Genomic DNA, 24,061 nt, shown 5'->3' on the forward strand with positions numbered 1-24,061 from the left:
GCACGGGACGCCGGCTTCTCTTTTGCCTTACTGGCTCAGATCGAGCTTGTAGACCGAGCGGCCCTTGCCGCTGCCGTCATCGGCCGTCAGCAGCGAGATGTTCGTCAATCCGGCATCCGTCGCAGCGCTCAGTTGGCCCTGCCCCGACGTGAACACCACATTCCCCGCCGTCGTCACTTGCGTGAAACGCCAGCTGCGCGCCGCACCGTTGGTTGCACGCGTGATGGTCTTCTTGGCCTTGATGTAGTCGATCAGCACGTCGCGGTTCGCATCCGGCGATGCATAGATCGTCGCGCGCCCGTCCAGCGCGGGGATGAAGCTTGCACCGCTCGTCGCACGGTAGTTGTTCGTCGCGATGACGAACTCCTTCGCCGGGTCGATCGCAGCGCCCAGGTACGTCAGGTTCTTGATCCTGCTGCCCACGTCCTGCGTCACGTCGATCTCGTACTGCACGTCGGGCGTGGTGAACATGTCGAAGTTGTAGCCCGGAAAGGTGCTGATGAGCTGCTGGTCGGCCGTGGCCGTCAGGCTGATCTTGTTGAAGCGCTTGGCCGCTGCTTCGAGCCAGCTCTTGATTTCCGCGCCCGTCACCTTCACCGCATACACCGTGTTCGGATACAGGTACAGGTCGGCCGCATTGAAGATCGCCAGGTTGCCCACGGCCACGTCGGTGTAGTCGCGACCGCCTTCGTAGCCCGACTTGAAAGGCGCGCTCACTGACAGCACCGGCAGGCTCGCGTACTGCGACAGGTTGGCCTGGATGTAGGCCTTCACGTAGTCGGCCTGCGCCTGGTTCACGATCTGGATCGCACCCGGGTCGCCCACGTCCGCGAAGAAGGTGTTCATGCGGAAGTCGGTACTGCCGATAGGCGTCTTCACGTAGGTGATCGCGGCCTTGTGCTGCGTATCGACCAGCGGAGCGATCGCAGGGTCGGCATCGACGTACACGGCCTTGTTGGCGCTGTCCTTGCCTGTCTGCGTGGAGCGCGCGTCGACCACGGTCTTGCTCTTGTCCACGCTCCAGGCCTTGCCGTCGTACTCCAGCTCCAGCTTGATGAGGCCCAGCGACTTGCCCCACGACGAAGCCATCACCGCCGGCACACCGTTGACGGTGCCGGCCGTGTTGTCCACGCCGGCCTGCGTGAAGCCGGGCTTGGCGCTGCGGTCGGGGAAAACGGCGTGCTGGTGGCCCATCATCAGCGCGTCGATGCCCGGCACCTTAGCGAGGTACAGGGCCGAGTTCTCCATCGTCGGCGAGTAGGCCGATCCGTCGATCCCGCCGTGCTGCAGCGCGACCACGATGTCGGCGCCCTTGGCGCGCAGTTCGGGGATGTACCGGGTTGCCGCTTCCACCGTGCCCTCAGTGCGCAGCTTGCCTTCGAGGTAGCGCTTGTCCCAGTTCATGATGCCGGGCGTGGTGAAGCCGATCACGCCAACCTTCAGCGGCACCGTAACGCTCTTGCCGTCGGGCCCGGTCGCGGTGAACTGCTTGTTCAGGATGACGTACGGCGCGAGCAGCGGCTTGCCGGTCTTCACGCTCTGCACGTTCGCCAGCACCAGCGGAAAGCTCGGCCCGACGCACTTCTTGGTGGCGTCCACGCCATCCACATCGAGCCCGCCGCCGATTGCCTGATTGAGAAACTCCAGGCCGTAGTTGAATTCGTGGTTGCCGAGCGTGCCGGCATCGAAGCCCGTGGCGTTCATCGCCTTGTACATCGACAGCGGCTGCGTGCACGGAATTCGGTTGATCAGCGCCTCGTAGTCGGCCAGCGCCGTGCCCTGGATGGTGTCGCCGCTGTCGAACAGCATCGTGTTGGCGAACTCCTTGCGCGCCGCGTTGATCAGCGTGGACGCGCGCTCGTAGCCGTACGACTTGTCTTCGGCAACCTTGAAGTAGTCGAAGCTCAGCACGTTGAAGTGCAGGTCGGTGGTTTCGAGCAGGGCCACCGTAGTGCGCGTGCCCTTGGCCACCGGTGCGGGCGTGGTGGGCGTGGGTTCCGACGTCACCGGCGGAATGACGACGTTGCCGCCGCCGCTTCCGCCGCCACAGGCGGTGAGCGCGGCGGCCAGGACGGCGGCACAGGTGGTCATGGGGACAAAACGCGAAAGCGACGTGGCCGCTGCATCGTTCTTCATCGAGAGGTCTCCCTGCAAATTAGAGGAAGACCAGTCTCTGAAAGCCGAGTGACAGGCCAGTGAACCGCGCCTGACCTGCGGCACTCTTACGACAGGTTCACGACAGGTGATTCTTTAGTGGTACCGCCGCATCCGCCACCGCAGCCGCATCGGGGTTGCGCCCCGCTTCGAGCAGCTTGCGGCTCATCATGTGATCGACCGGCGCATTCACCGACTCCACGCACACGAGCTGACCGTCGACGTAATGGAACAGCGAGAACGCATCGGGCTTCGGCCCCGCGCGGCGCACGCTGCTCAGGCCCGGCGTGCCTTCGGCCGGCATCAGGCCGACCATCTGCAGCCGCATGCCGCCCTGGTCGGACCAGAACCACGCGACCGCGTCGTGCGCGCGCGCCGCGCCGGTCAGCGTGGCCACTGCGGTGCGCGCCTGGTCGTTGGCGTTCTGCACCGATTCGAGCCGCAGCGCGCGGCCCGCGCGGCGGTCTGGGAAGCGCGTGCAGTCGCCCACCGCGAGCACGTCAGCCGCGCTGGTCTGCATGTGGCCGTCGACCACGATGCCGTCCGCGCATTCGATGCCGGCCGCTTGCGCGAGCGCGGTCTCGGGCACTGCGCCGATGCCGAGCAGCAGCAGGTCGACAGGCTGCTTCACGCCGTTGACCTGCACCGACACCAGCCGGTCGCCTTCGACTTCGAACGCGCCGGTCTGCGCGCCGAGCACGATGTCGATGCCGGCCGCGCGGTGCGTGGCGAGCACGTGCGCCGACAACTCGGGCGACACCGCGCGCCCCAGCAGGCGCGGCGCGCTCTCGATCACCTGCACCGACTTGCCGAGCGCCTTGGCGGTGGCCGCCACTTCGAGCCCGATGAAACCGCCGCCGAGCACCGTCACATGTTCGGCCGCCGCGAGCCGCGTGCGCAGGCGATGCGCTTCGTCGGCCGCGCGCAGGCTCGCGACGTTTTCCAGGCCCGGCTTCAAATCCGGCATCTGGCGCGCGCGGGTGCCGGTGGCCAGCACCAGTTGCTGCCACGGCAGGATCGCGCCCGAACGCAGAGTGACAGTGTGCGCCTCGCGGTCGATGGCAACGGCGGCATCGCCCAGGTGCAGCGTGATGCCCGCTTCGCGGTACCAGTCGGCGGCCTTGTGCGGCTGCGTGGTTTCTTCCGCGCTCTTGAGAAAGGCCTTGGACAGCGGCGGGCGGTGATACGGCTCGCAGGCCTCTTCGCAGACCAGGTGCACGCGCGCGCCCTGCCCTGCTTCGGCAAGGCCGGCGCAGAGCTGGGCCGCGGCATGGCCGCCGCCGATGATGACGATGGAATTCATGAGAGAAGCGTCTTTCGAAATCGTTGTGTGATCGGTCGGTCACTCGCCGCGGTTGCGCATCCAGTCGGCGGTCTTGAAGAAGGAGTCGCGCAGGCGCTCGCGCAAGTCTTGCGGCACGCCCGTCTCGCCCATGGCCTGGTCCATGCAGGCCAGCCACTGGTCGCGCTCCTTGATGCCGATGGTGTGGCCGCCGATGCTCTGCGGCAGGTGGCGCGCCCGCAGCATCGGATGGCCGAAGCGGTCGGTGTAGTGCTGCGGCCCGCCGAGCCAGCCGCACAGGAACCAGAACAGGCGCTGGCGCGCGTTGTCGAGGCTGGTGCCGTGCACTGCGCGCAGCTGCGCATAGGCGGGCTCGAGGTCCATCAGGTCGTAGAAGCGCTCGACCAGCGCCTCTACCTTCGGTTCGCCGCCGATCCAGTCGAACGGCGTGCCGGCGGGCGGCTTTTCTTGAATCTGCATGGGCTGGAGTATCCCTCCGGGCGCTTGCTAGAGCTGCACGAGGCCGGGAATGGCCACGTCGGGGTTCACGTCGGCCTCGTAGTCCACGCCCTCCACCGAGAAGCCGAAGAGGCGCAGGAACTCGGTCTTGTAGCCGGCGAAATCGGTGAGCTCGTCGAGGTTGTCGCCGGTCACCTGCGGCCAGAGCTCCTGCACGCGAGCCTGCACCTGCGGCGCCAGTTCCTTGTAGTCCGCGCGCAGGCGGCCGTCCTCGTCGATGTGCGGCGTGCTGCCGTAGAGGCTTTCGGCAAAGAGCCCGTGCACCTGCTCGATGCAGCCCTCGTGCGTGCCCTGCGCCTTCATCACCTTGAACAGCAGCGACAGGTACAGCGGCATCATCGGAATGGCCGAACTGGCCTGCGTGACGACCGCCTTCAGCACCGACACGCGCGCATCGCCGCCCTTGGCGGCCAGCTGCGCGCGGATGCCCAGCACCTTCTGGTCGAGGTCCTTCTTGGCGGCGCCGATGGAGCCGTTCCAGTAGATGTCGTGCGTGATCTGCTCGCCCAGATAGGTAAAGGCGGTGGTCTTCGCACCGTCGGCCAGCACGCCGGCCTGCTGCAGCGCGTCGATCCACATCTGCCAGTCTTCACCACCCATCACGGCCACGGTGTTGTCGATTTCTTCCTGCGTCGCGGGTTCGAGCACCGTTTCCTTCACGGCCCCGCTGTCGGTGTCGAGGCCGCGCAGGTTCACCGACTTGCCGATGGGCTTGAGCACCGAGTTGAAGACCTGGCCGGTCTTCGGATGCGTGCGTCGCGGCGCTGCCAGGCTGTAGACGACGAGGTCGACCTGGCCGAGGTCGGCGCGGATGGTGTCGATGACCTGCTGCTTCACAGCATCGGAGAAGCCATCGCCGTTGATGCTCTTCGCGTAGTGGCCTTCGGCTGTCGCGGCGCGATGGAAAGCGGCGGTGTTGTACCAGCCGGGCGAGCCGGGCTTGGTTTCGCTGCCCGGGCGTTCGAAGAACACGCCGAGCGTGTCGGCGCTACAGCCGAAGGCGGCGGTGATGCGCGCGGCCAGGCCGTAGCCGGTCGATGCGCCGATCACCAGCACCTTCTTCGGGCCGCCCGCGATGGGCCCCTGGGCCTTGACGTAGTCGATCTGCTGCCTGACGTTGGCTTCGCAGCCGGTGGGATGGGTCGTGACGCAGATGAAGCCACGTACGCGGGGTTTGATGATCATGAGGATCTCGCTGGATGAGATGCGGGAAGAAAACGGCGGGAGCGCGTTTTTGGCGCCGCGAATTTAACCCAGCCCGTAGTAACCGCCTTCAGCTTGTCCATATGCATATGTCGATTGACGATTTAATAATCAGGGGTTTTATTGATATGGTTCGACCCTGAATTTCCTTTAGGAGAGAGACAACCTATGCGCCACACCCTGCTCGCCGCGGCCGTCGCCGCTTCCACCTTCCTGCTCGGCACCGTCGCCCACGCCGACCAGCTGGCCGACATCAAGAAAAAGGGCGAACTGGTCGTCGGCGTGCTCGGCACCGACGAGCCCGCGACCTTCGTCGATCCGAAGACGCGCCAGATCGTCGGCTACGAAGTCGACCTGGTGAACGCCATCGCCAAGAAAATCGGCGTGAAGCCGGTGCTCAAGCAGATCGCTGTGGCCGCGCGCATTCCGGAGCTGCAGCAGGGCCACGTTGACCTGGTGGCAGCCGGCCTCACGCACAACAAGGAGCGCGAGGCGCAGATCGACTTCTCTCTCACCACCTTCGTCACCGGCCAGAAGGCCATCGTGAAGAAGGACAGCGGCATCGCCGAAGTGCCGCAGCTCGCGGGCAAGAAGGTGCTGACCATCCGCGGCGGCACGCAGGAGCCCAACATCCGCAAGGCCGTGCCCAACGTCGAGGTCGTGACCTTCGACACGAGCCAGCAGGCCTTCCAGGCGCTGCAGCAGGGCAAGGGCGTGGGCTATGTGGACGACGAGGCCGCACTGCTGCGCAGCTACGCCAAGCTGGGCCCGCAGAAGGCGCAGTACGTGGTGCTCAAGCAGAACCTGAGCACCGAGGCGCTGGCCATCGGCATCAAGAAGGGCGAGACCGGCCTGAAGGCCGTGGTGGACGACACGCTGCGCGAGCTCGAGAAGTCGGGCGAAGCGCAGAAGATCTTCATCAAGTGGTACGGCCCGACGACGGCTTCTGGCTTCCAGACGCGCGACTTCAAGCTCGACTCCGACAAGATCGACTGAGCCCGCGTTTCTCCTTCCCCCGCCGGGGGAAGGCCGGGATGGGGGCACGCGGCCCCGGCCCTTCGCGGCGGTGATACTGTCGCCCCCCATGCCCCTGTTCGACTATTCCTTGCTGCTGACCGGCAAGTACCACGACATGCTCATCGCGGGCCTGCTGCTGTCGCTGCAGCTGCTCGCGGCCGCGCTGGTGCTGGCGCTGCCCATCGCACTGGTGGTGGCGCTCCTGCGGCTGTCGCCCTTCGCGCCGCTGCGCTGGCTCGGCTTTGCGTACGTGGAGTCGATCCGCAACATCCCGCTGCTCGCGCACATGCTGTTCTGGTACTTCGGCGCACCCGAGCTGCTGCCCGAGGGCATCAAGCAATGGCTCTACGCGGGGCATATCGAGGCCTACAGCGCTGTGATCGCGCTGGCGCTGTACACGGCCGCCTTCATGGCGGAAGACATCCGCAGCGGCATCCGCGCGATTCCCTCGGTGCAGTTCGAAGCCGGCCGCGCAATGGGCTTCAGCTACCTGGCCACCATGCGCCGCGTGGTGCTGCCGCAGGCGCTGCGCGTGACCGTTCCGCCGCTCATCTCACAGACGCTGAGCCTGTGGAAGAACACCTCCATCGCCACAGTGATCGGCGTGGCCGAGCTGATGTACCAGGCGGGCCAGGTCGAGAGCGCGACCTTCCGCAGCTTCGAGTCTTTTGCGTTCGCGAGCGCGGCGTACCTGACGGTGTCGCTGGCCATCACCGGGCTGGCGACCTGGTACCACCACCGTTACCCGGTGCGGACCATCTGAGGGCGCCAACGCGATGTTGCAGATCATCAACGACTACTGGGTCTACTTCCTCATCGGGCAGTACCCCAACGGCCCGCTCGGCGGGCTGGTGCTCACGCTGCTCCTGGCCTCCTGCGGGCTGGTGCTCGCACTGCCGCTGGGCATCGTGCTCGGGCTGGCGCGCGTGAGCCCGTGGCGCTGGCTGCGCTGGCCGGTCACGGGCTTCGTGTTCGTGGTGCGCGGGCTGCCGCTGCTGATGGTGATCTTCTGGGCCTACTTCTTCCTGCCCAGCGTCACCGGCGTGAAAACCGACCAGTTCACCACCATGCTGATCGCGCTCGTGGTGTTCGATGCCGCCTACCTCGCCGAGATCGTGCGCGCCGGCATACAGGGCCTGCCGCGCGGGCAGATGGAAACGGCCCGCGCACTGGGCCTGGGCTATGGCCGCGCGATGCGGCTCGTGGTGCTGCCGCAGGCGCTGCGCAGCATGCTGCCCTCGCTGGTGAACCAGTTCGTCTCGACCATCAAGGAAACCTCGCTGGGCTACATCATCGGGCTGGCCGAGGTGTCGTTCATCGCGACGCAGATCAACACGCAGGTGTTCACCAAGCCCGCGCAGATCTACCTGATATTGGGCGGGACGTATTTCATTCTCTGCTTCGGCCTGTCGCGCTTCGCCTACTGGCTGGAACGCCGGCTCGCGCGCCGCGGCATCTCTACAGCCACCGCCAAGGTGTCCGCATGATCGAACTCGAAAAAGTCAACAAGTGGTACGGCAGCTACCACGCGCTGGTCGACATCAGCGAGACCATCCACAAGGGCGAAGTCGTCGTGGTGTGCGGGCCCTCGGGCTCGGGCAAGTCGACGCTGATCCGCACCTTCAACCGGCTGGAGCCCATTCAATCGGGTCGCATCGTCGTCGACGGGCAGGACATCCATGCGCCGGGCCTGGACGTGAACGCCTTCCGCTCGCGCATCGGCTTCGTGTTCCAGCAGTTCAACCTGTTCCCGCATCTCACGGTGCTGCAGAACTGCACGATGGCGCCGATGCAGCTGCGCGGCCTCACGCGCAAGGAGGCCGACGAGTGCGCGATGGCGTTGCTGCATCGCGTGGGCCTGTCGAACAAGGCCAACGCATGGCCGAGCGAACTGTCGGGCGGCCAGCAGCAGCGCGTGGCAATTGCACGCGCGCTCGCGATGCAGCCGCCGCTGATGCTGTTCGACGAACCCACCAGCGCGCTCGACCCCGAGATGGTCGGCGAGGTGCTGCTGGTGATGCGCGACCTGACACGCGACGGCATGACGATGGTCTGCGTGACGCACGAAATGGGCTTCGCTCGCGAGGTGGCCGACCGCGTGCTGTTCATGGACGAAGGCAAGGTGCTGGAGCGCGCCACGCCCGACGACTTCTTCAACCGGCCACAGCATCCGCGTGCGCAGCAGTTCCTGTCCGACATCCGATCGCCTTTCGCGAGAGACGCATGACCGACACCACCCTCCCCCTCATCGATGTCTCTGCACTCGTGGCAAACACACCCGGGCGCGACGCCGTCGCCGCACAGATCGGCGCCGCCTGCCGCGCCCACGGCTTCTTCTACGTGACGGGCCACGGCGTCGATGCGGCGCTGGTGAAGCGGCTCGAAGAGCTGAGCCACCGCTTCTTCGAGCTGCCCGAAGAAACCAAGATGCAGTGGCGCATGGCCCTCGGCGGACGCGCCTGGCGCGGCTTCTTCCCGCTCGGCGGCGAGCTGACTTCGGGCCGGCCCGACTGGAAGGAAGGCCTCTACCTCGGCACCGAACTGCCCCCCACGCACCCACTGGTGCAGGCGAAAACGCCAGTGCACGGGCCAAACCTGTTTCCCGACGTGCCGGGCTTTCGCGAGACCATCCTTGACTACATGGCGGCCGTCACGCAGCTGGGCCACCGGCTGATGGAAGGCATCGCGCTGAGCCTGGGCCTGGACGCGGGCTACTTCGCCGAACGCTACACGGCCGACCCGCTGATCCTGTTCCGCCTCTTCAACTATCCGACGCAGGCCGTGCCCGAAGGCCTCGACGTGCAGTGGGGCGTGGGCGAGCACACCGACTACGGGCTGCTCACGATCATGCATCAGGACCAGGTCGGCGGCCTCGCGGTGCACACGCCAGGTGGCTGGATCGACGCGCCGCCCGTGGCGGGCTCGTTCGTCTGCAACATCGGCGACATGCTCGACCGCATGACCGGCGGGCTCTACAAATCGACGCCGCACCGGGTGAAGCGCAACACTTCAGGGCACGACCGGCTGTCGTTTCCGCTGTTCTTCGATCCGAACTTCGAGGCGCGCGTGCAGCGCATCGAAGGCCTCGCAGGCGCCGAGGCGCGCGACGACAGCGCCGAGCGCTGGGACCGCGCCAACGTGCACGCCTTCAGCGGGCGCTATGGCGACTACCTGCTCGCGAAGGTGTCGAAGGTGTTCCCGCAGTTGCGCGACGAAGTGCTCTGAACGGCTGGCGAAGGCTCGTCGAGGAAGGCGTCTTCCCAGCGTTCGATCTCGGCATCGGGGTCGGAAATGGGCACGAGCTTGTCGCTGCGGCAATAGAAGGTCCAGCCCTCGAACAGCACGTCATAGTACGTGCCGGGCAGGTAGCGCTCGCTCGGCGCCTCGTAGGGCGGCGAGACCACTTCCACGATCCGGCCCACCGCACGCTCCGTGAAGGGCGACGCCAGGCAGCTGTCGACCACATGGCAGAGCGTGCCGATCTTGATCATGAGAGCCTTGCTGCTGCCTCACCGGGAAACCAGCGCGGCAGGTGCGGTACCGCTTCGTGCAACGACTCGAGCACATGGAAGGCCCGCTCGATGATGGATGCGGGCGGGTGCTTGAGGTCGGGCACGACCACGACACGCATGCCCGCCGCGAGCGCCGCCTTGGTGCCGTTCTCGCTGTCCTCGAAGGCGATGCATTCCGCCGGGTCCACGCCCAGCCGTTCGGCCGCGAGCAGGTAGAGCGCCGGATCGGGCTTGGCGCGCGCAACCTCGTCGCCGCCCGCAAAAGCCGAGAAATGGTGCAGTACGCCCAGGCTGCCAAGGCAGGCCTGGATCTGCCCGCTGGTCGATGACGAGGCCACGGCGCAGCGCGTGCCGCGTTCGCGCAGCGCGCTCAGGAATTCGGCCGCGCCGGGCTTGATGGGAAACAGGGGCGCACCGTCAGAGCGCTCCAGCTGCAGGCGCTGGCGGACATGAGCCACGGCGTGGTTGTAGGCATCCGCCCCCCCCAGCAGCGACGCGAGGATGTGTTCAGACTCGGTCATGGCCAGCCCGACGACCTGCAGGTACTGGCTGTGCGAAAGCTCGATGTCGAGCGTGCGGGCGGCCTCGATCCAGGCGGCCATGATGGGCCGCTCCGAATCGATCAGCAGCCCGTCCATGTCGAAGATTGCGGCGGCGAACATCGAGGCATCCTAATGAAAAAGGGGCCGAAACGGCCCCTTTTGAAAGAAACGGCGGCAGTTGGCTGCCTTGTGCAAATCGTCAGTCCCGCGCCAGTGCCCGGTTCAGCCCCAGCGCGCCCAGCGTGGCGATGGCACCCGACAGCAGGTAGATGCTGACGTAGGCCAGACCGAAGTGGGCCGACAGGCCGAGGGCAACCAGTGGCGCGAACGCCGCGCCGATCAGCCAGGCCAGGTCGGCCGTGAGTGCCGCGCCGACGTAGCGGTACTTGGGCGCGAAGTTCGAAGTCACGGCGCCGGCCGCCTGGCCGTACGACAGGCCCAGGATCACGAAGCCCAGCAGGATGAAGATGTCCTGCCCGACGCGGCCGCCATCGAGCAGCGTGGGGGCGAAACCACTGAAAGCCGCGATCACGGCAGCCAGGCCGCCCAGCGTGAAGCGTCGGCCGATGCGGTCGGCCAGCAGGCCCGAGGCCACGATGCCGGCAGCGCCGAGCACCGCGCCGATCATCTGCACGATCAGAAATTCGGTGACCGACTGGTCGGAATACAGCGTGATCCACGACAGCGGGAACACCGTGATCAGGTGGAACAGCGCGTAGCTGGCCAGCGCGGCGAAGGCACCGATCAGCAGGTTGGCGCCCTGCGAGCGAACCAGTTCGCTCACGCTGGTGGGCTCCAGTTCACGCTCTTCGAGCAGGCGCGAGTATTCGTCGGTGGCCACCAGGCGCAGGCGGGCGAACAGCGCCACCACGTTGATCGCGAAGGCCACGTAGAAGCTGTAGCGCCAGCCCCAGTCGAGGAAGTCCTCGGACGGCAGGCTCGAATACAGGTAAGCGAACAGCGCGCTAGCAATGAAGAAGCCGATGGGCGCACCCAACTGGCCCAGCATGGCGTACCAGCCACGGCGATTGGCGGGCGCATTCAGCGCCAGCAGCGACGGCAGGCCGTCCCAGGAAGCGCCCAGCGCCAGGCCCTGGCCGAAACGGAACACCGACAGCAGCACGATGGCCGTGAAGCCAAGGCTCGCATAGCCCGGCAGGAAGGCGATGCCGGCGGTGGAGGTGCCCAGCACGAAAAGCGCCGACGTGAGCTTGGCCTCCCGCCCGAATCGTCGCTGGATGACCATCGAGATGACAGTTCCGAACGGACGCGCGATGAAGGCGAAGGAGAAGATCAGGAACGAATAGAGAACGCCCTCGAGATGCTGCTCGAACGGAAAGAAGACCGCCGGGAACACCAGCACCGAGGCGATGCCGTAGACGAAGAAGTCGAAATATTCGGAGGCGCGGCCGATGATCACGCCGACCGCGATCTCGCCGGGGGCGATGTGCGAGTGGTCGTCGCCCTGCCGGGCGCCGCCGTGCTCGGGCGAGTTCGGCAGCGGCTGTGCGCCTTGCGGACTGATGCTGGACGTCGTCATTGCTTGCTGTAATTCAGGTGTCACGCCGGGGCGCGACACCATAAGACCATGGAGATCCCAGAGCGTCGCACCGAATCACATTTACCGCCATAGGACAAAACGTCCAATAGGCGAAACCCGTCTTCAGGCGTAGATTGTGGGGTCTTTTTGCGTCGCCCCTGCACCTCTTTTCCTTCGGCATGCACATCCTCAAGAACCTTCGCCGATCACTCCTGCTGCTTTCCGCCATGCTCCTGGCGGGCTGCAACACGGTGCTGATGAACCCATCCGGCGACATCGCCAATCAGCAGGGACGCCTCATCGTCGTCTCCACCGTGCTGATGCTGATCATCATCATCCCGGTGATCGCCCTGACCATCTTCTTTGCCTGGCGCTATCGCCAGTCCAACAAAGAGGCCACCTACAGCCCCGACTGGGACCACTCGACCCAGCTCGAACTGGCGATCTGGGCGGCACCGCTGCTCATCATCATCGCGCTGGGCGCCATCACCTGGATCAGCACCCACACGCTCGACCCCTACCAGCCGCTGCGCCGCCTCGACGCCCAGCGCGCGATTCCGGCCGAAACCAAGCCGCTGGTGGTCGAAGTGGTGGCACTCGACTGGAAGTGGCTCTTCATCTACCCCGAGCAGGGCATCGCCACGGTGAACGAGCTGGCCGCCCCGGTGGACCGCCCGATCAGCTTCAAGATCACGGCCTCCTCGGTGATGAACTCGTTCTTCATCCCCGCGCTGGCCGGCCAGATCTACGCCATGCCGGGCATGGAAACCAAGCTGCACGCGGTGATCAACAAGCCGGGCGAGTTCGAAGGCTTCTCCGCCAACTACAGCGGCGCCGGCTTCTCGGGCATGCGCTTCAAGTTCCACGGCCTGAGCAACGGCGACTTCGACCAGTGGGTCCAGAAGGTCAAGGCCGGCAAGGACGGCGAACTCACGCGCGATCTCTACAAGAAGCTCGAAGTGCCCAGCGAGCGCGAGCCCGTGCGCCACTACGCCGCCGTGGACCCTGCCCTGTACGACGCCATCCTCAACCTGTGCGTGGACCGCAACAAGATGTGCATGAAGGAAATGATGGCCATCGACGCCGACGGCGGCATGGGCAAGCCCGGCGCCTTCAACGTTGCCACCAAGCAAGCCTGGCAGGTCGATTCACTCGACACGCCCAAGCGCAAGTACGTCACCGCGATGTGCACCACCGAAGAATAAGATGTTGCAGAACCTAGACCTGACGAAGCTCGTCTTCGGCCGCCTCTCATGGGAGGCGATTCCCTTCCACGAACCGATCCTGCTCGCGACCTTTGCGGGCGTGGTGCTGGGCGGCATCGCCGTCCTCGGCGCACTGACCTACTTCAAGCTGTGGGGCATGCTGTGGCGCGACTGGATCACCAGCATCGACCACAAGAAGATCGGCATCATGTACATCATCCTGGGCCTAGTGATGCTGCTGCGCGGCTTTGCCGACGCGCTGATGATGCGGGCCCAGCAGGCAATGGCCTTCGGCGACAACGCCGGCTTCCTTCCGCCGCACCACTACGACCAGGTCTTCACCGCCCACGGCGTGATCATGATCTTCTTCGTGGCGATGCCGCTGGTCACGGGCCTCATGAACTTCGTGGTGCCGCTGCAGATCGGCGCGCGCGACGTGGCCTTCCCGTTCCTGAACAACTTCAGCTTCTGGATGACCACCTTCGGCGCCGGCCTCGTGATGGCGTCGCTGTTCGTCGGCGAATTCGCCAAGACCGGCTGGCTGGCCTACCCGCCGCTGTCGGGCATTCTCTTCAGCCCCGACGTGGGGGTCGACTACTACATATGGTCATTGCAGATAGCGGGGGTGGGCACATTGCTATCCGGCGTGAACCTGCTGGCAACCATCGTGAAGATGCGCGCGCCCGGCATGACGATGATGAAGATGCCCGTGTTCACCTGGACCGCGCTCTGCACCAACGTTCTGATCGTTGCAGCCTTCCCGGTGCTGACCGCCGTGCTGGCCCTGCTGTCGCTCGACCGCTACGTCGGCACCAACTTCTTCACGAACGACCTCGGCGGCAACGCCATGATGTACGTGAACCTGATCTGGATCTGGGGCCACCCCGAGGTGTACATCCTGATCCTGCCGGCCTTCGGCATCTTCTCGGAAGTGGTCTCCACCTTCTCCGGCAAGCGCCTCTTCGGCTACGCCTCGATGGTGTACGCCACGGTCGTGATCACCATCCTGTCGTACCTCGTCTGGCTGCACCACTTCTTCACCATGGGCTCCGGTGCCAGCGTGAACTCGTTCTTCGGCATCACGACGATGATCATCTCGATCCCGACGGGCGCGAAGATCTTCAACTGGCTCTTCACCATGTACCGCGGCCGCATCCGTTTCGAGCTGCCCATGATGTGGACCATCGGCTTCATGATCACCTTCGTGATCGGCGGCATGACCGGCGTGCTGCTGGCCGTTCCCCCGGCCGACTTCGTGCTGCACAACAGCCTGTTCCTGATCGCCCACTTCCACAACGTGATCATCGGCGGCGTGCTGTTCGGCATGCTGGCGGGCATCACCTACTGGTTCCCGAAGGCCTTCGGCTACAAGCTCGACCCGTTCTGGGGCAAGTGCTCGTTCTGGTTCTGGATCGTCGGCTTCTGGTTCGCCTTCATGCCGCTGTACATCCTGGGCCTGATGGGCGTCACCCGCCGCATGAACCACTTCCAGGACATGTCGCTGCAGATCTGGTTCCAGGTTGCCGCCTTCGGCGCCGTGCTGATCGCGCTGGGCATCGCCTCGTTCATCATCCAGCTGGTGGTGAGCTTCATTCGCCGCGAATCGCTGCGCGACACCACGGGCGACCCGTGGAACGGCCGCACGCTCGAATGGTCGACTTCGTCGCCCCCGCCGGCCTACAACTTCGCGTTCACGCCGCGCGTGCATGACAACGACGCCTGGTCCGACATGAAGGCCCGCGGCTACCAGCGTCCGCTGGAAGGCTTCAGCCCGATCCACATGCCCAAGAACACGGCTGCCGGCTTCATCATCGCGGCGCTGGCCGCGGTGGGCGGCTTCGCAATGATCTGGCAGATGTGGCTCGTGGCCGGCATCGGCTTCGTCGCCATGCTCGCCGCAGTGATCATCCACACGTTCAACTACAAGCGCGACTATCACATCCCCACGGAAGAAGTCGTCAGCACCGAAGACGCGCGCACGCGCCTGCTAGCTGCCCATGTCTAACACCACCGCTCTTTCCGCCGGCAGCGCCGGCCAAGCGTCGAACGCGCCCGCGTTCGAGGTCTTCAACGTCCGCAACGAAGACCACCACCCCGAGAACGGCACGCTGCTGGGCTTCTGGCTCTACCTGATGAGCGACTGCCTCATCTTCGCGTGCCTGTTCGCGGTGTACGGCGTGCTGGGCCGCAGCTACGCGGCCGGCCCCTCGGGCGCCGACCTGTTCGACCTGCCGCTGGTGGCAATCAACACCTCGCTGCTGCTGCTGTCGTCCATCACGTACGGCTTCGCCGTGCTCGAGATGCAGAAGCGCCGCATGGGCGCCGTGCTGGTCTGGCTGGCCATCACCGGCCTGCTGGGCGCGGGCTTCATCGGCCTGGAGCTGTACGAGTTCGCGCACCTGATCCACGAAGGCGCGGGCCCGCAGCGCAGCGCCTTCCTGTCGTCGTTCTTCGCACTGGTGGGCACCCACGGCCTGCACGTGACCTTCGGCATCGTCTGGCTCATCGTGCTGATGATCCAGCTGCCCAAGCACGGCTTCACCGCCGCCAACCGCCGCCGCCTGATGTGCCTGTCGATGTTCTGGCACTTTCTGGACGTGGTCTGGATCGGCGTCTTCACCTTCGTGTATCTGATGGGATCGCTGCAATGAGCGCGCACACCGAAACCGCCGGCCACGGCGCACATGGCCATGACAGCCACGACGATGGCCCGGTGAGCCACAGCACCTTCAAGGGCTACATGACCGGCTTCGTGCTGGCCGTGATCCTCACCGCCATTCCGTTCTGGCTCGTGATGGCCAAGGTCTTCGACAAGCCCAACACCACCGCCCTCGTCATCCTGGCCTTCGCCGTGGTGCAGATCGTGGTGCACATGGTGTACTTCCTGCACATGGACGCCAAGTCCGAAGGCGGCTGGAACATGCTGGCGCTGATCTTCACGCTCGTGCTCGTGGTCATCACGCTGGCCGGTTCGCTGTGGGTCATGTACCACATGAACACCAACATGATGCCGGCCTCGATGCACGACATGAAGAACATGCCCTGATGGCGGCAGCGGTCCGCCAGCGTTCCACCGCCGCGCGGGTGGCGCTGGCGGTCGGCGCAGCCCTCGCCTTTGCCGGCTTCTTCGCGCTCGGCACCTGGCAGGTCGAGCGCAGGGCCTGGAAGCTCGATCTCATCGCCCGCGTCGACCAGCGCGTGCATGCCCCGGCTGCAGCGGCGCCCGGGCGAACCGAATGGCCCACGGTCAACGCGGCCAACGACGAATACCGGCATGTCCGCCTTGCCGGCACTTTCCTCCACGACAAAGAGACGCTGGTGCAGGCCAGCACCAAGCTTGGCGCCGGCTTCTGGGTGCTGACCCCGCTGCGCAGCGGGGACGGCACCGTGGTGCTCGTCAATCGCGGGTTCGTGCCGCCTGAAGCACGCGAACGCCCGGCCCGCACCGCGCCAGAGCCACAGGGCGAGACCACCGTGGCCGGCCTGCTGCGCCTCACCGAGCCCAAGGGCGGCTTCCTGCGCAAGAACGACGCGGCCGCCGATCGCTGGTTCTCGCGCGACGTGCAGGCCATTGCCGCGGCGCGCGGCCTGAACGACGTCGCGCCCTACTTCGTCGATGCCGAGGCCGCGCCCGCGCAGGCCACTGCCACCATCGACACTCCCGCATGGCCCGCCGCCGGCCTGACGGTCATCGCCTTTCCCAACAGCCACCTGGTTTATGCCCTTACGTGGTACGGCCTGGCCCTGATGGTGCTGGTCGCGGCCTGGTTCGTGCGGCGCAGCGACGAAAATGCGGCCCATGCCGAAGCCCGCCCCGCCCAAGATGCTCGCCGCGACGACTGACACCGCCGCGGTCGCGGGCGAACTGCACGCCCCCCGCGCCGGCGTCGCGAGCCTCGACAACGCCACCGGCCACCAGAACATGCAGCAGCTGATCCAGCTGCGCTGGTTCGCCGTGGTCGGGCAGGTCGTCACCATCCTGGTGGTGCACTACGGCTTCGCGATCCGGTTGCCGCTGGACCACATGCTGCAGGTGCTGACCTGCCTCGCGCTCTTCAACATGGTGAGCCTGCTGCGTTCGCGCAGCCACCGGCGCGTGACCAACGGCGAACTGTTCCTCGCGCTGCTGGTCGACGTGGCCACGCTCACGGCGCAGCTCTACCTGAGCGGCGGCGCGACCAACCCCTTCGTGTTTTTGTTCCTGCTGCAGGTGACGCTCGGCGCGGTGCTGCTGAAGCCCTGGTCGACCTGGACCATCGTGGTCATCACCAGCATCTGCTTCGCCGGGCTGGCGCTGTTCTCGCGTCCGCTCGCGCTGCCGCTGGACCACAACCGCGGCCTGTGGAGCCCCTACATCCAGGGCATGCTGGTGTGCTTCGCGCTGAACGCGGCGCTGCTCGTGATCTTCATCACCCGCATCGGCCGCAACCTGCGCGCGCGCGACGCCCGGCTGGCCGACCTGCGCCAGCGCGCCTCGGAAGAAGAACACATCGTGCGCATGGGCCTGCTGGCTTCGGGCGCGGCGCACGAGCTGGGCACGCCGCTGGCCACGCTGGCGGTGATCCTGGGCGACTGGCGCCGGCTGCCGCATTTCAGCTCCGACCCCGAGCTGCTGACCGAGGTGGCCGAGATGGAGCTGCAGATCCAGCGCTGCAAGAGCATCGTGAGCGGCATCCTGCTGTCGGCCGGCGAGGCGCGCGGCGAATCGTCGGAAGAAACCACGGTCAGCACCTTCCTCGACGACCTGATCGAAGAGTGGCGCACCACCCGCCCCGTGGAAGACTTCGAGTACGACAACCGCTTTGGCCGGGACCTGCCCATGGTCTCCGACTCGGCCCTCAAGCAGATGATCTGCAACGTGCTCGACAATGCGCTGGAGGCGTCGCCGCACTGGCTGCGCCTTGAGGCGGCGCACGACGCCGACGCGCTGACGATCACGGTCACGGACGCAGGCCCCGGCTTCCTGCCGGCCATCCTGAAGGAGTTCGGCAAACCCTATCAGTCGAGCAAGGGCCGCCCCGGCGGTGGGCTCGGGCTGTTCCTGGTCGTGAACGTGGCGCGCACTGTCGGCGGCCGCGTCGCGGCGGCCAACCGGCCCGAGGGCGGCGCCATCGTGAAGATCACGCTGCCGCTCGCGGCCATCGTGCTGGAAGAAGAGGCGGAAGAGGACGACGAAAAGGTCCTCGACGGCGAGACCATCGAAGTGGAAGGCAATGACCGAAACCGAAGCTGAGCGCCAGTTGCTGATCGTCGAGGACGACGATGCCTTCGCGCGCGCGCTCGGCCGCTCCTTCGAGCGCCGCGGCTATGCCGTCACGCAGGCAGGCAACCTCGCGGAAGTCGACGCCCTGCTGGCCACCGCCTCGCCCGGCTACGCGGTGGTCGACCTGAAGCTCAACGGCGAGGCCTCGGGCCTGGCCGCCGTGCAGATGCTGCACCGGCACAACCCCAAGATGCTGATCGTGGTGCTGACGGGCTTCGCCAGCATCGCCACCGCGGTGGAAGCCATCAAGCTCGGCGCCTGCCACTACCTGGCCAAGCCGTCGAACACCGACGACATCGAGGCCGCCTTCGGCCGCGCCGCCGGCACCACGGAGGTCGAGCTGACCAACCGCTCGACCTCGATCAAGACGCTCGAATGGGAGCGCATCCACGAGACGCTGGCCGAAACCGGCTTCAACATCTCGGAGACCGCGCGCAGGCTCGGCATGCACCGGCGTACGCTGGCGCGCAAGCTGGGCAAGCAGCAGGTCAAGTAGGCAACCACTACATCCCTCCATCTGCATGAGGTTCCGATGACGACAGCTCCCTCCCAGACGCAACCCTCGCAGCGCACCTCCGTGCTGGCAGCCCGCGACCAGACGGCGATGGAAGAACTCTTCAATGCCCTGAGCCACGGCCTGGGCCTGGCGCTGGCCATCGCCGCGCTGCCCATCCTGGTCTACAACGCGGTGCAGAAGGGGCAGGCCGCGGGCGTGGTCGGCGCCTGTCTTTTCGCGGGCACGGCCATCGTGCTGTACCTGATCTCCACGCTGTACCACGCACTGCCCATGGGCCGGGCCAAGGCCTGGTTCAACCGGCTGGACCACGCGGCCATCTACCTTTTCATCGCGGGCAGCTACATGCCCTTTCTCTTCGGCGTGCTGCGCGGGCCGCTGGGGTGGACGCTGTTCGGCGCCATCTGCGCGGCGGCCGTGCTGGGCGTGAGCGCCAAGCTGTTCAACCGGCTGCAGCACCCGCTGTGGTCGACCGGACTCTATGTGGCGATGGGGTGGATGGCGCTGATGGCTGCGGTGCCGCTGTACGAGCGCATGTCACCGGCAGGGCTGGGTTGGCTCGTGGCCGGTGGGCTCTTCTATACGGCGGGAGCCGTGGTGTTCCTGTTCGACAACAAGGTGCGCTTCGCGCATTCGGTGTGGCACCTGTTCGTGCTGGCGGGCAGCACCTGCCATTTCTTCGCCGTGCTCTGGCACTCGCACGGCTGATTTTCCTGACTCAGTAATGCGGCGGTAGCTCGTCGCGCGGGTTGCGCGCGGCGCCGTCCTGCATCGCGTTCTGGCTCTGCTCCTTGAGTTGCGTCACCTGCAGGATCAGCCGGTCGATCTGCTGCTGCTGGCGGTAGATCGTCATGTTCAGCTGGTCGAGCAGGTCTTCGGCGTAGCTCGACTTGATCTCGAGCTCGGTCACGCGTTCCGCGAGATCGTGGGGTGGGTTTTCCATGCCGCTATTGGACAGGAAGACCGACCCACCTTTTATGACGCCTCCCTTAGCCTCCTCTTAGCCTCTTAGCGCCGTACCTTCGCTTCGAGCAGATCGCCCATGCCGATGCGCTTCGCGAACTCGATGCGCACACGCTCCGACACCTCGAACACCTCCGTCGCACCGTCGCCCACGAAGTCGATCAGCGAGCGCATCGGCCGTGTGCCGGCGGGCAGGCCCACGATGCGCACGATCTCGTCGGCCACGGCCTGCGGGTCGGCGTTGTCGGGCGTCAGCGCCGAGAGGCGTTCGCCGATCTGGTCCATCACGCCGTCGTAGCGGCTGTAGGCGGTGGCGGTCGCGGCATCGGCCGGCTTGCCCGCGCTCGGGAAATGGTCGGTGCCCCTGGTGAAGGCGCCCGGCACGACGATGGAAGTCTCGATGCCGAAGCGCGCGATCTCGTAGGCTAGCGTGACCGCCAGCGAATCCATCGCCGCCTTGGCCGCGCCATAAGGGCCCATGAACGGCGGAAAGCCGCCCTTGGTGGTGGTGCTGCTGATCCACAGCATCAGCCCCGACTCCTGCCTGCGCAGGTACGGCAGCACTGCGCGGTTCACGCGCTGCGCGCCGAGCACGTTGGTGTCGAACACCTTCACGATCTCCTCGGGCGTGAAGGCCTCGGTCGGACCGACCACGAGGTGGCCGGCGTTCTGCATCACCATGTCGAGGTGGCCCTGCTCGCGCACGATGGTCGCGGCGGCGGCATCGGCCGAGTCCTGCGAGAGCACGTCGAGTTCGAGTGGGTGCAGCTGAATGTTCTTCGCCGCAGCGAGCGAGCGCAGTTCGGCGGCGCGGCCGGCATTGCGGCCTGCGATGTCGCGCATCGACGCGTAGACGACGTGGCCGGCTTCGGCCAGCGATTGCGCGCTGAGCTTGCCAATGCCGGTGCCAGCACCGGTGACCAGGATGATCTGCTTTTGCATGAGGTTTCTCCGTATGGGTTGGGTTGATCCGAGAAAGCGAATAGCTCAGGCCACGCCGCCGTTGGCGCGCAGGACCTGCCCGTTGACCCAGCCCGCGTCCGGGCCGGCGAGGAAGGCCACCACCGAAGCGATGTCCTCGGGCTGGCCGAGGCGCTGCAGCGGCGGCATCCTGGCGAAGGTCTGGATCTGTTCTTCGGTCTTGCCGTCGAGGAACAGCGAGGTGGCGATCGGGCCCGGCGCCACGGCGTTCACCGTGATGTTTCGGCCGCGCAGCTCCTTGGCGAAGACGTGCGTGAAGGCCTCGACCGCCGCCTTGGTGGCGTTGTAGATCGCATAGCCGGGCATGTTCAGCGCGAGCGTGGTGCTCGAGAAGTTGACGACGCGCCCGCCCTCGTTGAGGCGCGTGGCAGCTTCGCGCAGCGTGTTGAAGGTACCGCGTACGTTGATGTCGAAGGTCTGGTCGTAGAGCGCGTCCGTGTGCTCGGCCAGCGGCACGGTCTTGAGCACGCCGGCGTTGTTGACCAGCACGTCGACCTTGCCAAGCTGCGCCTCGACGGCGTTGAACATGGCGCGCACTTCGCCGGCGCTGGCCACGTCGGCCTTGACCGCGAAGGCCTTGCCGCCGGCGGCCTGCAGTTCGGCGACGAGGGCGTCGGCCTGCGCCGGACTCGACGCGTAGTTGACGGCGACCGCGAAACCGTCCTTGGCGAGCCGCCGCGCAATGGCGGCGCCGATGCCGCGCGATGCGCCGGTGACGAGGGCGACTTTGGAGTTGGAGGGCTTGTTCATGGCTGTTTCCTTTGCAGTGGTTGGTTGGTGAGACGAATGATCGATCGTTCCAACCCAAAGATAATTAGCCTTGAATCGCCATTACCATTCCATTTACTTCAACAATAAATTCCAAGATCACCCCATGGACCGCTTCCAGGAAATGCTGGCCTTCGTGCGCATCGCCGAGCGCCAGAGCTTCACGCAGGCGTCCGAAGACCTGCAGATTCCGCGCGCCACCGTCACCAACCTGATCAAGCGCGTGGAGCAGCGCCTGGGCACCCGGCTGCTGGAGCGCACCACCCGCACCGTGCGCCTCACGCAGGACGGCGAGGCCTACTACCGCCGTTGCGTGCGGCTGCTGGCCGACGTGGAAGAGGCCGAAGGCCTGTTCCGCGACGAGGCGCCCAAGGGGCTGCTGCGCGTGAACCTGCAGGGCACGCTGGCGCGGCATTTCGTGGTGCCCGCGCTGCCGGCGTTCCTGGCGCGATATCCCGATCTGGAACTGCACATCGGCGAGGACGACCGGCTGGTCGACCTGGTGCGCGAAGGCGTCGACTGCGTCCTGCGCGCGGGCACGCTGCAAGATTCATCGATGGTCGGGCGGCGCGTGGCGCTGTTGCCGCAAGTCACGGTCGCGAGCCCGGCCTACCTGGCGCAGCGCGGCGAGCCCGAGAGCGTGGAAGCGCTGTCGGTGCACCGCGCCATCCACTACATCTCCAGCGCCACGGGCAAGGCGGTGCCGCTCGAATTCACGGTCGACGGGCGGGTGACGAGCGTGCAGCTCGGCGGCATCGTCTCGGTGACGGGCGCCGACCTGTACACCGGCTCGGCCGTCGCGGGCCTGGGGCTGGTGCAGGTGCCGCGCTACCGTGTGGCCCGCGAACTTGCAGACGGGCGACTGAAGGTGCTGCTGCCCGGCTTCGCGCCACCGCCGATGCCGGTTTCGGTGCTCTATGCGCAGAACCGGCAGCTGTCGTCGCGGGTGCGAGTGTTCACGCAGTGGCTGCGCGACATCTTCGAGGCGGCCGCGCAAGCCTGAGCAGGTCTCAACAGGCCGTCGACTCCAGCACGACGGCACCAGCCTCGGCCTGTGTCTCGCCACGCAGGAACGCGAACACCACCAGCGCCGTCATCACCGTCACGCCTGCCAGCACGCACAGCAGCGTGCCGAACGCGGCGCCGTAGGCATGCAGCAGCGCCGCGCGGTCCATGCCGGGCAGCAGGGCCAGCGCCTGCGACATGTTCCCGGTGGTCACCCGCTGCGCCGCCTGCGATGCGGCGGCGGCATGCCCCAGTTGCGCCGTCACAAGTGCCGTCAGTCCGGCCCCCACCAGCGCCAGCGCAATCCCCTCCCCCGCCACCCGCACGGTGTTGAAGATGCCCGACGCCATGCCCGCCCGCTCGCGCGGCACCACGCTCACGGCCAACCCGTCCATCAGGCCCCAGGGCAGGCCGATGCCGGCGCCGATCAACAACAGCGGCCACACGATGTCGTGCAGCGGCGTGCCCGGCGCGCAGCGGCTGAGCCAGAACAGCCCCGCCGCGCACACCAGCAGCCCCACGGCCGAAATCACGCCCGCCGAGAACCGGTGCGCAAGCGATGCAGCCAGCGTCGGCACGATGAGAATCGGCCCCGAGAGCGCGAACATGAAAGTCCCCGCCTCGATCGCGCTGCGCCCTTCGAGCCCGATGAAGCGGATCGGCAGCAGCACCAGCAGTACGACGAAGCCATAGGCCGGCGCGGCAGCCAGCAATTGCACGCCCACGAAGCGCGGAAAACGGAACAGCGACAGATCGAGCATGGGATGCGCCACGCGCCGCTCGATGGCGATGAAAGCCGTGCCCATCAGCGCCGCGCCCGCCAGCGCGCAAAGCACCCACGGGCTGCCCCAGCCGCTGTCGGGTGCCTGCAGTACGCCGAGCGTCAGCAGGCTCAGCGCGGCGGTGAAAGTCGCTGTGCCCGGCATGTCGAGCCCCATGGCATCCGGATTGCGCGACTCGCGCATGCTCGGCGCGGCGATGCACAGCGCCACGAGGCTGACCGCGCCGGGGCTCAGCATCACCGCCTGCCAGCCGAAGCTCTCGGCAAGCCAGCCCGAGAGGATGGAGCCGCACGACAGCCCCACGCCGAACGAAGTGCCGATCAGGCTGAAGGCCCGCGTGCGCGCTGCGCCGTCGAACACCTGCGCCAGCGCGGCCGTGCCCGCCGCGAAGGCCGCGGCCGAGCCCAGCCCCTGCAGGGCCCGCGCCAGATCGAAGGCGACGATGCCGGGGGCCAGCGTCAGCAGCGAGCTGCTCAGCGCCACCACCGCGAGCCCCAGCAGGAACACGCGCTTGCGCCCATAGGCATCGGCCAGCGCCCCGGCCGCCATCAGCGTGGCGCCGAAGCTCAGCATGAAGGCGTTGGTCACCCAGTTGAGCTGCACCGGGCTGCCGCCCAGCGCATCGCGGATCGCGGGCAGCACCACCGCCGGGCCGGTGAAGCTCAGCGGCATGCCCAGCGCTGCCAGGCAGACGGCGGCCAGCAGCCAGTTCTTGTTGGGAGAAGACGTGGACATCGAAGGCTTTCACGCAGGAGAAAGGAAGCCACAGAAGATAGAAAGGAATCAATGGAATGAAAATGGCGCCATTGAT

25 protein-coding genes are annotated in these 24,061 nt (G+C 66.5%); 14 read left to right on the top strand and 11 right to left on the bottom strand.

What is annotated here, in order from left to right:
• Positions 1–27: 27 nt before the first annotated feature.
• The 4 genes from BLW48_RS27540 to fabV all read right to left on the bottom strand — a co-directional run bounded on the left by BLW48_RS27540 (position 28) and on the right by fabV (position 5,140).
• Positions 28–2,091, bottom strand: a complete 2,064-nt coding sequence (locus BLW48_RS27540) for a bifunctional 2',3'-cyclic-nucleotide 2'-phosphodiesterase/3'-nucleotidase (RefSeq protein WP_093178744.1) — start codon at positions 2,089–2,091, stop codon at positions 28–30.
• A 142-nt stretch (positions 2,092–2,233) separates the two neighbouring features.
• Positions 2,234–3,457, bottom strand: a complete 1,224-nt coding sequence (locus BLW48_RS27545; protein ID WP_093077341.1) for an NAD(P)/FAD-dependent oxidoreductase — start codon at positions 3,455–3,457, stop codon at positions 2,234–2,236.
• A gap of 39 nt (positions 3,458–3,496) precedes the next feature.
• Positions 3,497–3,916 carry a group II truncated hemoglobin gene (locus BLW48_RS27550; RefSeq protein ID WP_093178630.1) on the bottom strand — a complete coding sequence of 140 codons (420 nt, stop codon included), beginning with the start codon at positions 3,914–3,916 and terminating at the stop codon, positions 3,497–3,499.
• 27 nt (positions 3,917–3,943) lie between these two features.
• Positions 3,944–5,140: an enoyl-ACP reductase FabV gene (fabV, locus tag BLW48_RS27555; protein ID WP_093178632.1), complete on the bottom strand. Its 1,197-nt coding sequence runs from the start codon at positions 5,138–5,140 to the stop codon at positions 3,944–3,946.
• 186 nt (positions 5,141–5,326) lie between these two features.
• Between fabV and BLW48_RS27560 the strand changes: the two genes are divergently transcribed.
• The 5 genes from BLW48_RS27560 to BLW48_RS27580 all read left to right on the top strand — a co-directional run bounded on the left by BLW48_RS27560 (position 5,327) and on the right by BLW48_RS27580 (position 9,400).
• Positions 5,327–6,154 (top strand): ABC transporter substrate-binding protein, encoded by an 828-nt coding sequence (locus BLW48_RS27560; RefSeq protein WP_093077344.1) that lies wholly within the window; start codon positions 5,327–5,329, stop codon positions 6,152–6,154.
• An 88-nt stretch (positions 6,155–6,242) separates the two neighbouring features.
• Positions 6,243–6,938, top strand: a complete 696-nt coding sequence (locus BLW48_RS27565) for an amino acid ABC transporter permease (RefSeq protein WP_093178634.1) — start codon at positions 6,243–6,245, stop codon at positions 6,936–6,938.
• Positions 6,939–6,951: 13 nt separating this feature from the next.
• Entirely contained in the window at positions 6,952–7,662 is a 711-nt protein-coding gene (locus tag BLW48_RS27570; protein WP_081265922.1) for an amino acid ABC transporter permease, read from the top strand.
• Positions 7,659–8,402 (top strand): amino acid ABC transporter ATP-binding protein, encoded by a 744-nt coding sequence (locus BLW48_RS27575; RefSeq protein ID WP_093178636.1) that lies wholly within the window; start codon positions 7,659–7,661, stop codon positions 8,400–8,402. The genes BLW48_RS27570 and BLW48_RS27575 overlap by 4 nt, the downstream gene beginning before the upstream one ends.
• Positions 8,399–9,400 carry an isopenicillin N synthase family dioxygenase gene (locus BLW48_RS27580; protein ID WP_093178638.1) on the top strand — a complete coding sequence of 334 codons (1,002 nt, stop codon included), beginning with the start codon at positions 8,399–8,401 and terminating at the stop codon, positions 9,398–9,400. Before BLW48_RS27575 ends, BLW48_RS27580 begins: the two co-directional genes overlap by 4 nt.
• On the opposite strand, the gene BLW48_RS27585 is transcribed toward BLW48_RS27580, so the two are convergent.
• From BLW48_RS27585 to BLW48_RS27595, 3 genes are all read right to left on the bottom strand, one after another.
• Complete coding sequence (locus BLW48_RS27585; protein ID WP_093178640.1) at positions 9,343–9,666, bottom strand: hypothetical protein; 324 nt, start codon at positions 9,664–9,666, stop codon at positions 9,343–9,345. The two genes, BLW48_RS27580 and BLW48_RS27585, sit on opposite strands and share 58 nt — an antisense overlap.
• On the bottom strand, positions 9,663–10,349 hold the full coding sequence (locus BLW48_RS27590; protein ID WP_093178642.1) for an HAD family hydrolase: 687 nt from the start codon (positions 10,347–10,349) through the stop codon (positions 9,663–9,665). The genes BLW48_RS27585 and BLW48_RS27590 overlap by 4 nt, the downstream gene beginning before the upstream one ends.
• A 79-nt stretch (positions 10,350–10,428) precedes the next feature.
• Positions 10,429–11,769, bottom strand: a complete 1,341-nt coding sequence (locus BLW48_RS27595; RefSeq protein ID WP_093057978.1) for an MFS transporter — start codon at positions 11,767–11,769, stop codon at positions 10,429–10,431.
• Between the two features lie 179 nt (positions 11,770–11,948).
• Here BLW48_RS27595 and cyoA point away from each other — a divergent pair, with 179 nt between their 5' ends.
• The 8 genes from cyoA to BLW48_RS27635 are packed head-to-tail and all read left to right on the top strand — an operon-like array spanning position 11,949 to position 19,459.
• Entirely contained in the window at positions 11,949–12,974 is a 1,026-nt protein-coding gene (gene cyoA / locus BLW48_RS27600; protein WP_093077606.1) for a ubiquinol oxidase subunit II, read from the top strand.
• 1 nt (position 12,975) lies between these two features.
• Positions 12,976–14,979 (top strand): cytochrome o ubiquinol oxidase subunit I, encoded by a 2,004-nt coding sequence (gene cyoB, locus BLW48_RS27605; protein WP_093057980.1) that lies wholly within the window; start codon positions 12,976–12,978, stop codon positions 14,977–14,979.
• Positions 14,972–15,625 carry a cytochrome o ubiquinol oxidase subunit III gene (gene cyoC, locus BLW48_RS27610; RefSeq protein WP_093057981.1) on the top strand — a complete coding sequence of 218 codons (654 nt, stop codon included), beginning with the start codon at positions 14,972–14,974 and terminating at the stop codon, positions 15,623–15,625. The genes cyoB and cyoC overlap by 8 nt, the downstream gene beginning before the upstream one ends.
• A complete protein-coding gene (gene cyoD / locus BLW48_RS27615; RefSeq protein WP_093057982.1) occupies positions 15,622–16,020 on the top strand; it encodes a cytochrome o ubiquinol oxidase subunit IV in 399 nt (132 codons plus the stop codon). Before cyoC ends, cyoD begins: the two co-directional genes overlap by 4 nt.
• A complete protein-coding gene (locus BLW48_RS27620) occupies positions 16,020–16,817 on the top strand; it encodes an SURF1 family protein (protein ID WP_093178644.1) in 798 nt (265 codons plus the stop codon). The genes cyoD and BLW48_RS27620 overlap by 1 nt, the downstream gene beginning before the upstream one ends.
• Positions 16,774–18,207, top strand: a complete 1,434-nt coding sequence (locus BLW48_RS27625; protein WP_177142428.1) for an ATP-binding protein — start codon at positions 16,774–16,776, stop codon at positions 18,205–18,207. Before BLW48_RS27620 ends, BLW48_RS27625 begins: the two co-directional genes overlap by 44 nt.
• Positions 18,188–18,733 carry a response regulator transcription factor gene (locus BLW48_RS27630; protein ID WP_093057984.1) on the top strand — a complete coding sequence of 182 codons (546 nt, stop codon included), beginning with the start codon at positions 18,188–18,190 and terminating at the stop codon, positions 18,731–18,733. The genes BLW48_RS27625 and BLW48_RS27630 overlap by 20 nt, the downstream gene beginning before the upstream one ends.
• A gap of 36 nt (positions 18,734–18,769) precedes the next feature.
• On the top strand, positions 18,770–19,459 hold the full coding sequence (locus BLW48_RS27635) for a PAQR family membrane homeostasis protein TrhA (RefSeq protein ID WP_177142429.1): 690 nt from the start codon (positions 18,770–18,772) through the stop codon (positions 19,457–19,459).
• Positions 19,460–19,469: 10 nt separating this feature from the next.
• On the opposite strand, the gene BLW48_RS27640 is transcribed toward BLW48_RS27635, so the two are convergent.
• The 3 genes from BLW48_RS27640 to BLW48_RS27650 form a co-directional block, all read right to left on the bottom strand.
• Positions 19,470–19,694, bottom strand: a complete 225-nt coding sequence (locus BLW48_RS27640; RefSeq protein ID WP_093057985.1) for a SlyX family protein — start codon at positions 19,692–19,694, stop codon at positions 19,470–19,472.
• A gap of 65 nt (positions 19,695–19,759) precedes the next feature.
• A complete protein-coding gene (locus tag BLW48_RS27645; protein WP_093178646.1) occupies positions 19,760–20,656 on the bottom strand; it encodes an SDR family NAD(P)-dependent oxidoreductase in 897 nt (298 codons plus the stop codon).
• Positions 20,657–20,701: 45 nt separating this feature from the next.
• Positions 20,702–21,445, bottom strand: a complete 744-nt coding sequence (locus BLW48_RS27650; RefSeq protein WP_093178648.1) for an SDR family oxidoreductase — start codon at positions 21,443–21,445, stop codon at positions 20,702–20,704.
• A gap of 124 nt (positions 21,446–21,569) precedes the next feature.
• On the opposite strand from BLW48_RS27650, the gene BLW48_RS27655 reads away from it, so the two are divergent.
• Positions 21,570–22,466 (top strand): LysR family transcriptional regulator, encoded by an 897-nt coding sequence (locus BLW48_RS27655; RefSeq protein ID WP_093178649.1) that lies wholly within the window; start codon positions 21,570–21,572, stop codon positions 22,464–22,466.
• Between the two features lie 7 nt (positions 22,467–22,473).
• Here BLW48_RS27655 and BLW48_RS27660 read toward each other — a convergent pair whose 3' ends face one another.
• Complete coding sequence (locus BLW48_RS27660) at positions 22,474–23,985, bottom strand: MFS transporter (RefSeq protein WP_093178650.1); 1,512 nt, start codon at positions 23,983–23,985, stop codon at positions 22,474–22,476.
• Positions 23,986–24,061: the final 76 nt, after the last annotated feature.

It is taken from the genome of Variovorax sp. YR266 (genome assembly GCF_900107295.1).
GTDB lineage: Bacteria > Pseudomonadota > Gammaproteobacteria > Burkholderiales > Burkholderiaceae_C > Variovorax.